Annotated in this window: 11 protein-coding genes and 1 riboswitch; of the genes, 1 reads left to right on the top strand and 10 read right to left on the bottom strand. The window is 65.9% G+C overall.

Features of this window, described 5'->3' with window-relative positions; all coding sequences use genetic code 11:
- Positions 1-181: 181 nt before the first annotated feature.
- The 4 genes from AB7F10_RS02640 to thiM all read right to left on the bottom strand — a co-directional run bounded on the left by AB7F10_RS02640 (position 182) and on the right by thiM (position 3,513).
- Entirely contained in the window at positions 182-1,258 is a 1,077-nt protein-coding gene (locus AB7F10_RS02640; protein WP_428557823.1) for a TRAP transporter substrate-binding protein, read from the bottom strand.
- 7 nt (positions 1,259-1,265) lie between these two features.
- A complete protein-coding gene (gene thiD / locus AB7F10_RS02635; RefSeq protein ID WP_428557824.1) occupies positions 1,266-2,063 on the bottom strand; it encodes a bifunctional hydroxymethylpyrimidine kinase/phosphomethylpyrimidine kinase in 798 nt (265 codons plus the stop codon).
- Positions 2,060-2,722: a thiamine phosphate synthase gene (thiE, locus tag AB7F10_RS02630; RefSeq protein WP_428557825.1), complete on the bottom strand. Its 663-nt coding sequence runs from the start codon at positions 2,720-2,722 to the stop codon at positions 2,060-2,062. Before thiE ends, thiD begins: the two co-directional genes overlap by 4 nt.
- Positions 2,719-3,513: a hydroxyethylthiazole kinase gene (thiM, locus tag AB7F10_RS02625; protein WP_428557826.1), complete on the bottom strand. Its 795-nt coding sequence runs from the start codon at positions 3,511-3,513 to the stop codon at positions 2,719-2,721. Before thiM ends, thiE begins: the two co-directional genes overlap by 4 nt.
- Positions 3,503-3,610, bottom strand: a riboswitch (TPP riboswitch). Its footprint overlaps the gene before it by 11 nt.
- A 157-nt stretch (positions 3,611-3,767) precedes the next feature.
- Between thiM and AB7F10_RS02620 the strand changes: the two genes are divergently transcribed.
- Positions 3,768-4,010, top strand: coding sequence for an Lrp/AsnC ligand binding domain-containing protein (locus AB7F10_RS02620; RefSeq protein ID WP_428557827.1), 243 nt, complete (start codon positions 3,768-3,770; stop codon positions 4,008-4,010).
- Between the two features lie 55 nt (positions 4,011-4,065).
- Here the strand turns inward: AB7F10_RS02620 and AB7F10_RS02615 are convergent, their stop codons facing one another.
- The 6 genes from AB7F10_RS02615 to AB7F10_RS02590 form a co-directional block, all read right to left on the bottom strand.
- The gene (locus AB7F10_RS02615) at positions 4,066-5,001 is read right to left on the bottom strand and encodes a DMT family transporter (RefSeq protein ID WP_428557828.1); all 936 of its coding nucleotides are present in this window, start codon (positions 4,999-5,001) and stop codon (positions 4,066-4,068) included.
- Positions 5,002-5,080: 79 nt separating this feature from the next.
- Positions 5,081-6,001: a c-type cytochrome gene (locus AB7F10_RS02610; protein ID WP_428557829.1), complete on the bottom strand. Its 921-nt coding sequence runs from the start codon at positions 5,999-6,001 to the stop codon at positions 5,081-5,083.
- A 133-nt stretch (positions 6,002-6,134) separates the two neighbouring features.
- The gene (locus AB7F10_RS02605; RefSeq protein ID WP_428557830.1) at positions 6,135-6,578 is read right to left on the bottom strand and encodes a c-type cytochrome; all 444 of its coding nucleotides are present in this window, start codon (positions 6,576-6,578) and stop codon (positions 6,135-6,137) included.
- Positions 6,579-6,720: 142 nt separating this feature from the next.
- The gene (locus AB7F10_RS02600) at positions 6,721-9,021 is read right to left on the bottom strand and encodes a xanthine dehydrogenase family protein molybdopterin-binding subunit (RefSeq protein ID WP_428557831.1); all 2,301 of its coding nucleotides are present in this window, start codon (positions 9,019-9,021) and stop codon (positions 6,721-6,723) included.
- Between the two features lie 26 nt (positions 9,022-9,047).
- Positions 9,048-12,206, bottom strand: coding sequence for an efflux RND transporter permease subunit (locus AB7F10_RS02595; protein ID WP_428557832.1), 3,159 nt, complete (start codon positions 12,204-12,206; stop codon positions 9,048-9,050).
- Between the two features lie 11 nt (positions 12,207-12,217).
- A complete protein-coding gene (locus AB7F10_RS02590) occupies positions 12,218-13,438 on the bottom strand; it encodes an efflux RND transporter periplasmic adaptor subunit (RefSeq protein WP_428587092.1) in 1,221 nt (406 codons plus the stop codon).
- Between the last annotated feature and the right edge of the window lies 1 nt (position 13,439).

The raw sequence follows: 13,439 nt of genomic DNA, 5'->3' as shown, positions 1-13,439 counted from the left end.
GCGGCACGGGCCTCGCCCATGCGTGGTGGAAGGTGCCTTGGTTTGGTAAATCGGCGGTTAACCATGTCGATTAACCAGCTAAATCCCGGATAAGACAGTTTTTTCGAAAACGACTGTTTCCGAAAAGACACAGCGGGGACCGGGAGCGTTTTCCGGCGCGGGCCTCGAGCCCGGAACGGCCCTACCCGCGCGCGCCGAGCACCGCCTCGATCGAGATTTCGGACCACGTCGCCGTCGTGTCGCGGAACGCCAGATACGAGTCGTGGACCTTGCGGCTCACCGCATCGCGGCCCGCGACATCGGCGAGCACATCGACGCCGTGCTTGCGCGCATCCGCAACGAGATCGCGCGGGAACGCGCTGAGCTTGACGCGATGACGCGACGTCATCAGCGCGAGCGCCTCGGCATTGAGCCGTTCCATTTCGGAGAGCGCGTAATTCGCCTCGGTCGCGCAGGCATGTGCGACGATCGCCTGCAGGTCCTTGCCGAGCGCGGCCCAGGACTTGCGCGACACGATGCATTCGCCGGTGCCGTTCGGCTTGTTGAAGCCGGGATAGTAGTAGAACGGCGCGACACGATAGAGGCCGAGCGCGATGTCCGATCCGGGTCCGACAAATTCGACGCCGTCGATCACGCCGGACTGCAGGCTGTTGAGGATTTCGGCCGGCGGCGTGGTCTGCGGCGTCGCGCCCATGCGGCGATAGATTTCCCCGCCAAGGCCGAGCGAGCGCAACTTCAAGCCGCGCAGATCGGCGGCGCTTTTCAGTTCGTTGCGGAACCAGCCACCCATGCAGACGCCGGTATTGCCGGCCATGAACGGCTTCACGCCGAACGGCGCATAGAGTTCGTCCCAGAGCGCCTGCCCGCCCCCGGCATCGACCCAGGCGACGTGCTCGCCCGGCGTCAACCCGAACGGCACGGTGGTGAAGAAGGCCGCGGCCGGCATCTTGCCCTGCCAGTAGAACGCCGCGGTGTGCCCGCAATCGGCGACGCCGTTGCCGACGGCGTCGAGCACTTCGAAGGCGGGCACCAGTTCGCCGGCCGCATGCACGGAAATATCGAGCCGGCCGTTCGACAGGCTGCGGATGCGCTCGGCCACGCGCTCGGCCGACATGCCCGGCCCCGGCAGGCGCTTCGGCCACGAGGTCGCCATGCGCCACTTGATCGTTTGCGCCCGTGCAATCGACGGCATCGCCAGCGTGCCGGCAAGCCCGGCGGCTCCCGCTCCGATCGCGTTGCGGCGCGTGATCTTGGTCATGATGTCCTCACCAGTATGCGTGGAAATGATGCAGCGGCCCGTGGCCATGGCCGACCGGCACGCGGTCGGCGGCGGCAATCGCCGCGGTGACGTAGGTCTTGGCGCCGCGCACGGCGTCCGGCAGCGTCTCGCCCTTGGCGAGCCCGGCGGCAATGGCGGACGACAATGTGCAGCCGGTGCCGTGGGTGTTTTTCGTCGCGATGCGTTGCGCTGGCAGGCGCACGATCTCCCATTCGCCGATCAGGAGATCGGTCGCTTCCGGGCCGTCGCCATGTCCGCCTTTGACCAGGACGCGGCGCGGCCCGAGCGTCAGAATGTGGCGCGCCTGCAATTCCATCTCGCCCTCGTTGCGGGCGAGCGTCGCACCCGACAGCGCGGCGGCTTCGTGCAGGTTCGGCGTCACCACGGCGGCCAGCGGAATGAGATCCTTGCGCAGCGCATCGACCGCATCGGCGGCAAGCAGCCGGTCGCCGGAGGTCGCGACCATCACCGGATCGACCACGATATTGCGCGCCTTGTGGCGCTCGAGCGCGGCAGCAACCGCGCGAATGATCGGCGCGGTCGACAGCATGCCGATCTTGACCGCGCCGACCGCGAAGTCGCCGAACACGGCGTCGATCTGCGCCACGACGAAGTCCGGCGGCACATTGTGAATGCCGGTGACGCCCTTGGTGTTCTGCGCGGTCAAGGCCGCAATCGCCGATGTGCCGTAGACGCCGAGCGCGGCGAAGGTTTTCAGATCCGCCTGGATGCCGGCGCCGCCGCCGGAATCCGAACCCGCGATGGTGAGCGCGATCGGCGTCATCGCGCGCCTCGCTTTGCCAGCGCGGCATCGATCACGCCGCGCAGAGACTTCGCGGCGGCGGCGGGGTCGGTGGCGCGCGACAGCGCGGAGATCACCGAGACGCCGTCGGCGCCGGCCGCAACCACATCCCCCGCATTGCCGGCGTCGATCCCGGCAATCGCGGCGACCAGCATGTGCGGCGCGCGCTTGCGGATCGCGGCGAGAATGGTCCGAAAGCCGTCGAGCCCGACCGGCGGATCGGGATTGTTCTTCGAGATCGTCGTAAACACGCCGCCGATCGCGACATAGTCGAGCATCTCGAGCGGCGCGGCATCGGCCTGCCTCACGCTCTTGATGCTGAGGCCGACGATCGCCTTCGGCCCGAGCAGACGCCGCACATCGGCGGCCTCCATGTCGTCCCAGCCGACATGAACGCCTTCCGCGCCGCAGGCAAGTGCGACATCGACGCGGTCGTTGATGAGCAGAAAAATCCTGCGCGGCGACAGCACTGCGTGCAGCGCGCGGGCACGCGCGATCATCTCGCGCGTCGTCCCGTGCTTGTCGCGCAGCTGCACCAGCGTGGTATCCGGCGCGATCAGTTCCGCGAGCCGCGGCAGGTCATGCCCGCCGGCGTTGTCGGGATCGAGCAGCGCATAAAGACGCAGATCGACGGCGTTCATTGGACGCGCGCGTGGCTGGCGATGGCAGCGGCGTCGAGCGTGCTGATCGCGTCGACATAGGCTGCGGGAAAGGTCCCCGGCCCCTGCGCATGGCGCGCGCCGATCTCGCCGGCGATGCCGCCGATCAGGACGGCGGACAGCGCCGCTTTCCACGGATCGGGTTCGACCGCGATGCAGGCCGCGACCAGCGCCGAGTTGGCGCAGCCGACCGCGGTGACTTTCGCCATCCACGGGTGGCCGTTCGACACCGAGGCCTGCCGCGTTGCGTCGGCGACCACGTCGGTCGCACCGGTCAGCGCGACCACGGTGCCGCGCTGGCGTGCATATTGCGCGACGTTGCGCGGCGTCGGATCGGCGCCGGAAATCGCGCGGAACTCCGCCGCGTTGAGGCGCAAAGCGCGGTTGCCGCGCTCGATCAGGTCGTGCGCCAGTTCGGCGCGGAACGGCACGCGGTCGATGAAGACGGGATCGAGCACCCATGGAATGTTCTCGGCCACCGCGGCCTCGACTGCGGTATCGATGGCCACGCGGCGCTCGCGGTCGAGCGTGCCGATATTGACGAGCAACGCGCCGGACATCGCGACGAAAGCGCCGACCTCCTCCGGCGAGGCCGTCATCGCCGGAACCGCGCCGGCAGCGAGCAGCACGTTCGCGGTGAAAGCCTGCGCCACCGTGTTGGTGATGCAGTGAACGCGCGGCGCCTTCGCCCGCAAGGCTTCGAGCGTTGCTGCCGCGATGCCCGCGAGTTCGGCTGCGCCGGACGACGCACCAGATTGGCTGGGAGACTGCATCTCTCATCCCTCCGCCGGCATGACCCGGATCAGGTTCGTTGGGTTGGCCCGAATGGCCTCTCAGCCCGGCACCGGCCGGACACCCCACGAGATTGCAAGCTGGAAACTAATACCCGGCGCGGAATGCCGCAAGGTGGCCGGACCGGCGCAGCCGCGCGGCCCGCGAAACGGCGCCAACCGCTTGCCAGCGCGGCGCGATTTTGCTGGATTGCGCCATGCGCCGGGCCTGCCTGCCCGCGGCGCGGAGGGTCGCGATGGTTCCGTTCTTTGTCCAGATCAAGTGCCACCTCGGCAAGTGCTACCAGGTCGCCAACAAGCTGGCGGAGGCGGAGATTGCCTCGGAGATCTACTCGACCGCCGGCGACTTCGACCTGCTGGTGAAGTTCTACGTCGACGAGACGACGGACATCGGCCACTTCGTCCAGGAGAAGGTCCAGCCGATCGCAGGCATCCAGGACACCCGCACCATCGTCACCTTCAAGGCATTTCAGGGCTAACGCATCGCCCCGAAAAGTGCGCGCCGGTTTCCGGTAAAGGCGACGCGCAGGGATATCAGGTTCGCGCCGGCGGGCTCTCGACCTCGCGACGGCGCTGCAGGCCGAGTTGCCGTTCGCGCCAGATCACGAACAGGCCCGCGGCGGCGACGATCGCCGAGCCGATATAGACCGTGCCGGTCGGGATTTCACCGAACACGTAATAGCCGAGGATGATCGCCCAGATCATCGTCGAGTAATCGAACGGCGCGACGACCGAGGCCGCCGCATGGCGATAGCTTTCGGTCAGGAAAATATGCGCGAGGCCGCCGAGCATGCCGAGCGAGACCAGCCCCATGAGTTCGAGCCAGGTCGGCGTGTACCAGTCGAACGGCAGCGTCGCCGCGCCGGCGATCGCGCAGATCAACGAGAAATAGAACACGATCGACGGTGTCGTCTCGCTCTGCGTCAACCTCCGGGTCTGGATCACCGTGCCGGCGTTGCAGAACACCGCGATCACCGCGAAGATCGCACCGGCCGAGGCCACGAGGCCGGCCTCCTTGCCGCCGAATTCCAGATGCGGAACCAGCATCACGATGACGCCGACGAAGCCGACCGCCACCGCCGACCAGCGATAAATGCGGACCCGCTCCTTCAGGATGAGCGCCGCCAGCGCTACGGTGATCAGCGGCGAGGCGAATGAAATCGCGGTGGCGTCGGCGAGCGGCAGGCGCACCAGCGAGGAAAAGTTGGTGTACATGCCGCAGACGCTGAGACTGCCGCGGCCGATATGGCCGAGCGGCCGTCGCGTCGTCACCGCGGCGAGGATTTCGCCCCGCCAGGCGTAGATCGCGATCACCGGCACGATCGCAAAGGCGCTGCGGAAAAACACGATCTGCCCGACCGGCGTGACCTCGCCGGTCAGCCGGACCAGCGCCGACATCGCCGCAAACAGCAGCGCCGAGATAAGCTTGAAAACGATGCCCTTGAGCGGATTGGTGCTGGCCGGGGTCATGTCTGTCACGGACCGATCAATACACCGGTCAGCGATTCCCGCCAGCCGGAACCCGGCCGGCGGGGCAATGAAACCCGCTCTAGTTTCCGCTCTGCTTGCGCCGCACGCCCTCGACCGGCGCAAGCGACTTGATGTAGGTCGCCATCGCCTCGCGGTCCTCCTTGGACAATTGCGAGGTGTTCTTGATCACAGGCGTCATCGAGCCGCCCACGCTGTCGCCCTCCGGCGTCAGGCCGTCCGACAACACGCTTGCGATGTCGCTCACCGACCAGCTCTTCAGCCGCGCCTGGGTAATATTGGGGATGAAGCCCTTGCCTTCCGGATTAGGCCCGCCGGAAAAGCGTTTGCCGGCCTCGATGCCGCCGAGCGCATTGCGCGGGCTGTGACATTCTGCGCAATGGCCGGGACCGTTGACCAGATAGGCGCCGCGGTTCCATTGCGCGGACTGGCTGCCGTCCGGCGTAAACGGCTTGCCGTCGAGGAACAGGAACTTCCAGCCGCCGAGCAGCCGGCGGATGCTGAAGGGAAACGGCAGTTCGTGATCGCGCACCTTGCCGGCCACAGCGGGAAGAGTCTTGAGATAGGCGAACAGGTCTCGCAGATCGTTGAGCGCGATGCGCTGGTAGGACGTATAGGGAAACGCCGGATAATAATGCTCCCCGCTCGGCGAGGTGCCCTTCACCATTGCGGTGACGAACTGCACCTCGGTCCAGGCGCCGATGCCGTCTTTCTGATCGGACGAAATGTTGGGAACATGGAAGGTGCCGAACGGCGAATGCAGGGCGAGACCGCCGCCGAGCCTGGTGCGGTCGTCCTGTTTGGGCACCGCATGACATGACGCGCAGCCGCCGGCGTTGAACATCGTCTTGCCGTTGTCGAGATTGGGCGTGTGAGGCCCGAGCGCGCTCGCCGATACCGTCGCCGGAATGGTCACGAGCCAGAACACGATGACGCCGACAAAGACGGCCGCGATCGCGAGCAGGAACAGTTTACGAAGCATCCGGGGAACTCCGGTCCTGTTGGCGCGGCAATAATCCTAAGCGGGCCGGCCGATTCCGCAAAGCGAAGGGCGGCATCTCCTGCGAGACGCCGCCCGACGACAATAAAATACTGACATTCCCCGCAAAAAGCGGTCAGCTCTTCTTGATGCGATAGGTCTGGTGGCAGGCGCCACAATCCTTGGTCACCGCGGTGAAGGCTGCCTTGAAGCTGTCGAGGTCCTTCGTCGCCGCTTCCGCGGCCTTGGCGTCGGCCGCAAGCTTCTGGAAGCCGGCCTTGAAGCCCGCCATGTCTTCCCAGATTTTCGGCGCCGCGGTGGTGTCGCCGCCGGTCTTGCTGTTCTCCGGGAACAGCGTCGGCATTTTCACCGCCGCGTCCTGGTAGACGGCAAACGTATGCTTCGCCTTGGCGAGATCGAACGGCGCCTCACCCTTAACCATCTGGGCGGCATCGCGGGTCGCAGCCCCGACGCCTTTCATGGTGGCCTTGCGGGTCGTAATCGGATCCTGCTGGGCGATGACGCTGGTGGCGCACAGAGCCGCAACCGCGGCAGCCGCGGCCATCAAAGACAATTTCATAGGGACTCCCCTGTTTGGCGTGACGAGGTGCAAAGAGGCCAACACCTGGAATCATTCTATATTCCACGGCCATGTCAGTCGTCAGACGGGAAATTTCACAAATAAGTGAAGGGACTTAAGGCTGAGAGGCGCCGCCGGCGGATCAGGCCAACCGACTGCCTTTTGCGGCCGCGATCGCGGCCCAGACCCGTTGCGGGGTCGCCGGCATGTCAATGTGACGCACCCCGCAATTGCGCCACAGCGCGTCGAGGATCGCGTTGATGACGGCCGGACACGAGCCGATGGCGCCCGCCTCTCCGGCGCCTTTGACGCCGAGCGGATTGGTCTTGCAGGGGACGTTGATGGTCTCGAACTGGAAGCCCGGCGCGTTGAGCGCGCGCGGCAGCGCGTAGTCCATCAGGCTCGCGCTCATCAACTGGCCGGAGGCCGCGTCGAACACCGTCTCCTCCATCAACGCCTGGCCGATGCCTTGCACGCTGCCGCCATGCACCTGGCCTTCGAGCATGATGGGGTTGAGCGTCATGCCGAAGTCGTCGACGATCGCGTAGCCGACGATCTCGATCGCGCCGGTGTCGGGATCGATCTCGACTTCCGCGATGTGGGTGCCGTTCGGAAAGGTCGGCTGCTCCGGCGTCCAGGTGTCGTCGGCGGTGCGTTCTTCCTTGGTCGCCTTCTTCGCGACATCCGCGAAGCTGATCTGCCGGTCGGTGCCGGCGATGCGCACGGTGCCGGCGTCGATTTCGAGATCGCCGGCCGAGGCTTCGAGCGCGTCGGCGGCGAGTTTCTTGATCCGGTCGGCAAGCTTCCTGGTCGCGCCTTCCAGCGAGGCGCCGCCGCAGGGGATCGAGCTTGACCCGCCGGTGCCGCCGCCGGTCGCCACGCGATCCGTGTCGCCCTGGTGCATGCGCACGCGCTCGGGCGGCAGACCGAGTTGCTCGGCGACGATCTGCGCATAGGCCGTATCGTGACCCTGTCCGGTGCTCTGCGAACCGATCAGCAGGTTGACGCCGCCGTCGGTGTCGAGCGTCAGCGTCGCTGTCTCCGGGCCCATATTGCCGCAGGCTTCGATATAGGTCGCGATGCCGATGCCACGCAGCTTGCCGCGGCGCTTGGCCTCGACCGCGCGCTTCTTGAAGCCGTCCCAGCCGATCATTTCCTGCGCGCGGGCGAGATGCGCAGCGAAATTGCCGGTGTCGTAAATCTTGCCCGTCGCGGTCCTATAGGGCATCGCCTTCGGCTTGATGAAGTTGCGGCGGCGCACGACGTCCTGCGCGACATCGAGTTGGCGCGCCGCCTCGTCGACGACACGCTCGATCAGATAGGACGCCTCGGGCCGCCCCGCGCCGCGATAGGCGTCGACCGGCACGGTATTGGTGAAAACGCCGCGCAGCCGCACATGGCAGACCGGAATGTCGTACACACCGGGGGCCATGCCGACGCCGAGCCACGGTATGTAAGGCGCATAGGCCGACAGATAGGCGCCCATGTCGGCCAGAGTGTCGATCTCGAGCGCGGTGAAGCGGCCCTTGTCGTCGATGGCGAGCCGCGCCGTGCTGATGTTGTCGCGGCCGTGGCTGCACGACAGGAAATGCTCGCTGCGTTCGCCGATCCAGCGTACCGGGCGGCGCAGCTTCTCAGCGGCAACCGCGGTCAGCGCATATTCGCGATAGGGGAAGAGCTTTGTGCCGAAGCCGCCGCCGACATCCGGCGTCACGACCCGCATCTTGTCCTGCGGGATCTTCAGCACATTGTCGCACATGATCTCGCGGATGATGTGGCTGCCCTGGCTGCCGAGCGTCAGCGTGTACCGTTCGCCGTCATATTCGGCGACCACGCCGCGCGTCTCCATGTAGTTGGTGACGAGCCGCTGATTGACTATGGTGACTTCAGCCGTGCGCGCAGCGCTTTTGAACGCGGCACGGGTTGCCTCGGCGTCGCCCTCCTCGGCATGCAGAACCAGATTGCCGGGATGGCTCGGCCAGATCTGCGGCGCGCCCTTGGCGAGCGCGGCCTCCGCGCCGACCACATGGGGCAGCGGCTGCCAGTCGATGACAATGGCTTCGGCGCCATCCCGCGCGGCTTCGAGCGTGTCGGCGACAACGAAGGCCACCGCATCGCCGACATAGCGCACGGTGTCGGTGGCGAGGATCGGATAGGCCGGCACCGAAATCTCCGGCGTCGAGGGAATGACGCCGGGGCACGGCAGCGGGCCGAGATGGGGAATGTCGGCCGCAGTCAGCACCAGGCGGACGCCGGGTTTCGCCCGCGCGGCGGCGAGATCTACGAGACGGAACCGGGCATGGGCATGCGGCGAGCGCAGCACCACGGCCTGCAGCGGCTTGTCCGCCGCAACGTCGGCGACGTAGCGGCCGGCGCCGCGCAGGAGGCGGTCGTCTTCCTTGCGGGTCATCGGCTGGCCGATGCCGAATTTCGGGACTGCCATCCTCGTTCTCCGCTGTTACCGGCCGATTATTCCGCAGGCTGCTCGGCGCTGCAGCGGCGCGAGGCGCGCAACGCGATCCAGCGGCAAACCACGTAGAACACCGGCGTGAAGATCAGGCCGAAGGCGGTGACGCCGATCATGCCGGAGAACACCGCGGTGCCGAGCACCTGGCGCAATTCGGCTCCCGCGCCGACCGCCCACACCAGCGGCGACACGCCGAAGATGAAGGCGAGCGAAGTCATCAGGATCGGCCGGAAGCGCAGCCGCGCGGCCTCGATGGCCGCGGCGAAGCGGTCCTTGCCGCCCTCCTCGATCTGGCTCGCAAATTCGACGATCAGAATCGCGTTCTTGGCGGCAAGGCCGATCAGCACGATGAAGCCGACCTGCGTCAGGATGTTGTTGTCCTGCCCGCGCAGCACCACGCCGACAATCGAGGCGACGAGACACATCGGCACGATCAGAATGACCGCGAGCGGCAGCGTCAGGCTCTCGAACTGTGCCGCGAGCACGAGGAACACGAAGACGACCGCCAGCACGAAGGCGAAGATCGCGGTATTGCCGGCGCGCAATTGCTGGAACGCGAGCGTCGTCCATTCATAGGAGAAGCCGTCCGGCAGCACCCGCTGGGCGAGTTGCTGCATGATCTCGATAGCCTGACCTTGCGAATAGCCGGGCGCCGCGCTGCCGTCGACCTCGGCTGCGGGATAGAGATTGTAGCGCGGCACGCGGTAGGGACCGGACACGTCGCGCACCGTCGTAAAGGCGCCGAGCGGAACGGTCTCGCCATCCTTGTTGCGAACGCGGATTTTCAGAACGTCTTCGGGGCTCTTGCGGAACTGGCCGTCGGCCTGCGCGACGACACGGAATGTGCGGCCGAACAGATTGAAGTCGTTGACATAGGCCGATCCGAGATAGATCTGCAGCGCCGAAAAGACATCCGGCACATTGATGCCGAGCAACTGCGCCTTGGTGCGGTCGATGTCGAGATAGAGCTGCGGCGTCGAGTTCTCGAACAGCGAATAGACTTGCTGGAGGCCCGTCGTCTGCGCCGCCGCTCCCATCATCGCATAGGTCGCCTGCTGCAACGCCGCCGGCCCGCGCCCGGCGCGGTCCTCGATCATCATGCGGAAACCGCCGGCGTTGCCGACGCCGCGCACCGGCGGCGGCGGCACCACCACGATCAGCGCCTCGTCGATCGCCGCGAACTTGCCGAACAGATTGCGCTGGATCGCGGAGGCCGTCAGGTTGGGATTGCCGGCCCGTTCCTCGAACGGCGACAGCACAAGAAACACCGCGCCGGCGTTCGGCGCGTTGGTGAAGGTCGCTCCGGAAAAGCCGACAATGTTAACGGCGCCGGCAACGCCGGGCGTCTTCAGCGCGATCTCGACCACCTTCTTGTTGATCTCGTCGGTGCGGTTGAGCGCCGCGCCCGGCGGCAGCTGAACGACGGTGACGAGATAGCCGGCATCGACCTGCGGGATGAACCCGACAGGCGTCTTGCGGAATTCGTTGAGACCGAATGCGAGCAGGCCCGCATAAAGCAACAGCATGATGATAGCGAAGCGCACCGCTTTGGCTGTGAGCCTGCCATAGCCCTCGGCAAACTTGTCGAAGCCGAAATTGAAAGCGCGGAAGAAGCCGTGAAGGTAGCGCACCAGCCCCCGCTCCTCATGCGCCGCCGCGTGCGGCTTGAGCAGCAGGGCGCATAGCGCCGGCGACAGGGTCAGCGAGGTGATCAGCGAAAAGACCGTCGCGGCGGCAATGGTCAGCGCGAACTGCTTGTAGAACTGGCCGGATATGCCGGTGATGAAGGCCGACGGGATGAACACCGCGCACAGCACCAGCGCGATCGCGACCAGCGCCGTCCCGACCTCGTCCATAGTTTTTCGCGCGGCCTCGCGAGGACTCAAGCCCGCGGCGATATTACGCTCGACGTTCTCGACTACGACAATTGCGTCGTCGACCACGATACCGACCGCCAGCACGAGGCCGAACAGCGACAGCGTGTTCAGCGTGAAGCCGAACATCGACATGACGAAGAAGGTGCCGATCAGCGAGATCGGGATCGCCACCAGCGGGATCACCGCGGCCCGCCAGGTCTGCAGGAACAGCACGATCACGAGCACGACCAGAATAATCGCCTCGCCGATCGTCTCCTGCACGGCATTGACCGACTGCTGGATGAACTGGGTCGGGTCGTAGACGATCCGGTATTCCACGCCGGTCGGAAAATTCTTCGACAACGCCTTCATCGTGTCGCGAATCTTCCCCGCGGTCGCAAGCGCGTTCGAGCCCGGCCGCTGGAACACGGCGATGGCGACCGCCGGATCGAGATTGAGATAGGAGATCGAGTTGTAGTCCTGCGCGGCGAGCTCGACGCGGGCGACGTCCTTCAGGCGCACCACCGCCGTTGCCGTCTGCTTGACGACGATGTTCTGGAACTCCGCCGGATTGGTCAGGCGCCCCTGCGTCTGAACGGCGATCTGGAACGCTCTCGGATCGTTCAGCGGGGGCTGGTTCAGGGTGCCGGAGGCGACCTGCACGTTCTGCCCCTGCAGCGCCGCGACAACGTCGTTGGCGGTCAGCCCCAGCGACTGCAGGCGGTCGGGATCGAGCCAGATCCGCATCGAATAGTCGCGGCTGCCGAACACGATGATCGAGCCGACGCCGTCGACGCGGGTCAGGACGTCCTTGATCTCCAGCGAGGCGTAGTTCGAGACGAACAGCGAGTCCCGCGACTTGTCCGGCGAGAACATGTGCACGATCATCATCAGGTCGGGCGAGCTTTTCGCCACCGTGACGCCGATCGCGCGCACGTCGGCGGGCAATCGCGGCTGCGCGATCGCCACGCGGTTTTGCACCTGCACCTGCGCGATATCGAGATTGGTGCCGATTTCGAACGTCACCGCGATCGAGAACTTGCCGTCGGCCGTCGAATTCGACGACATGTAGAGCATGTTCTCAACGCCGTTGATCTGCTCCTCGATGGGCGCGACCACGGTGGAGGCGACGACGTCGGCGCTGGCGCCCGGATACTGGCCGGTGACATTGATGACCGGCGGCGCGATCTCCGGATATTCGGCGATCGGCAGGCGCACGAAGGACACGGCGCCCAGAATGATGATGACGATCGAGACGACGCAGGCGAAGATCGGCCGGTCGATGAAAAAATGCGATATCCGCATCTGGCCCGCGCCTATTTCTTCGGCGCGGCGCCCGCCGCACCCTTTTCGCCTTGCTTCTGCTGCTCTTGCGCCTTTTGCTCCTGCGTCTTCGGCGTCACTTTCGTGCCCGGCCGCGCCCGCATCAGTCCGCTCACCACAACGCGGTCATCCGCGGCAATGCCGTCCCTGATGACCCGCATGTTATCGCCGATCACCGGGCCAAGCGTCACGAATTTCTGGGTCGCGACATTGTCCTTGTTCACGACGAGCAGATATTTCCGAATCTGCTCGGTACCGACCGCCGCATCCGGCACCAGCAGCGCCTCATAGGGCGCCGAACCCGGCACGCGCACCCGGCCGAACATGCCGGGCGTAAACAGTCCCTTGGGATTGTCCAGCACCGCGCGCCCGCGGATCGTGCCGGTGGTCCGGTCGATGACGTTGTCGATAAAGTCCATGCGTCCTTTATGGGCGAAGTCCTTTTCGTCGATCAGCTTCAACGAGACGGCCGTGCCGCCGCCACGGCTCGCGATATCGTTGCCGTCGCCCTGCTTCGACAGCCGCTCGTAACGCAGGAACGAGGCTTCGTCGAAGGTGAACTCGAAACGGATCGGATCCATCGAGACGATGGTGGCGAGCAGCGTAGTGGTGCTGCCGGCGGCGCCGGTTACGAGATTGCCGGGGCTGACGCGGCGGTCGCCGATGCGGCCGGAGATCGGCGCGCGCAACTCCGAGAATGCAAGATCGAGCTCGGCCTGGCGCACCTGCGCCTCGCCGGCGGCAACCGCGGCTTCGGCGTTACGATACGCCTGCGCGCGCTGCTCGAAGGTCTGGTCCGTGATGGTCTTCTCGCGCACGAGCTGCGAGGCGCGGTCGAAATCCGCCTTGGTGAATTTCAGGTTGGACTTCGCGGTTTCCAGATTGGCGCGCATCTGGTCGAGCGCGTTGCGGAACGGGCGGCGGTCGATGGTGAACAGCAGATCGCCCTGCTTGACGAGTTGACCGTCGGTGAAGTGCACCGACTCCAGATAGCCGGAGACGCGCGCACGCACCTCGACCGAGTCGATCGCGACAAAGCGCCCGACATATTCGTCGTAGTCCGTGACGGTCTGCTTGACCGGCGTGGCGACGATGACCTCCGGCGGCGGCGGCGCGGACGCCTTCTGGCCGTCGCCACACCCGGCGAGAGCGGAGGCGAGTACTGCGACAAGCCCGATGGCCAGCCGGTTTGGACTCACAACAATATTTTTCATC

The organism is Pseudolabrys sp., assembly GCF_050250095.1.
Classification (GTDB): domain Bacteria; phylum Pseudomonadota; class Alphaproteobacteria; order Rhizobiales; family Xanthobacteraceae; genus Pseudolabrys.
Note: the sequence above shows the minus strand (reverse complement) of the source record. Positions and strands in the feature narration are given on the sequence as shown.

Bases quoted from the DNA above. Each gene is read 5' to 3' on its own strand.
- AB7F10_RS02640 (WP_428557823.1), bottom strand. From the start codon at position 1,258: ATGACCAAGATCACGCGCCGCAACGCGATCGGAGCGGGAGCCGCCGGG.
- thiD (WP_428557824.1), bottom strand. From the start codon at position 2,063: ATGACGCCGATCGCGCTCACCATCGCGGGTTCGGATTCCGGCGGCGGC.
- thiE (WP_428557825.1), bottom strand. From the start codon at position 2,722: ATGAACGCCGTCGATCTGCGTCTTTATGCGCTGCTCGATCCCGACAAC.
- thiM (WP_428557826.1), bottom strand. From the start codon at position 3,513: ATGCAGTCTCCCAGCCAATCTGGTGCGTCGTCCGGCGCAGCCGAACTC.
- AB7F10_RS02620 (WP_428557827.1), top strand. From the start codon at position 3,768: ATGGTTCCGTTCTTTGTCCAGATCAAGTGCCACCTCGGCAAGTGCTAC.
- AB7F10_RS02615 (WP_428557828.1), bottom strand. From the start codon at position 5,001: ATGACCCCGGCCAGCACCAATCCGCTCAAGGGCATCGTTTTCAAGCTT.
- AB7F10_RS02610 (WP_428557829.1), bottom strand. From the start codon at position 6,001: ATGCTTCGTAAACTGTTCCTGCTCGCGATCGCGGCCGTCTTTGTCGGC.
- AB7F10_RS02605 (WP_428557830.1), bottom strand. From the start codon at position 6,578: ATGAAATTGTCTTTGATGGCCGCGGCTGCCGCGGTTGCGGCTCTGTGC.
- AB7F10_RS02600 (WP_428557831.1), bottom strand. From the start codon at position 9,021: ATGGCAGTCCCGAAATTCGGCATCGGCCAGCCGATGACCCGCAAGGAA.
- AB7F10_RS02595 (WP_428557832.1), bottom strand. From the start codon at position 12,206: ATGCGGATATCGCATTTTTTCATCGACCGGCCGATCTTCGCCTGCGTC.
- AB7F10_RS02590 (WP_428587092.1), bottom strand. From the start codon at position 13,438: ATGAAAAATATTGTTGTGAGTCCAAACCGGCTGGCCATCGGGCTTGTC.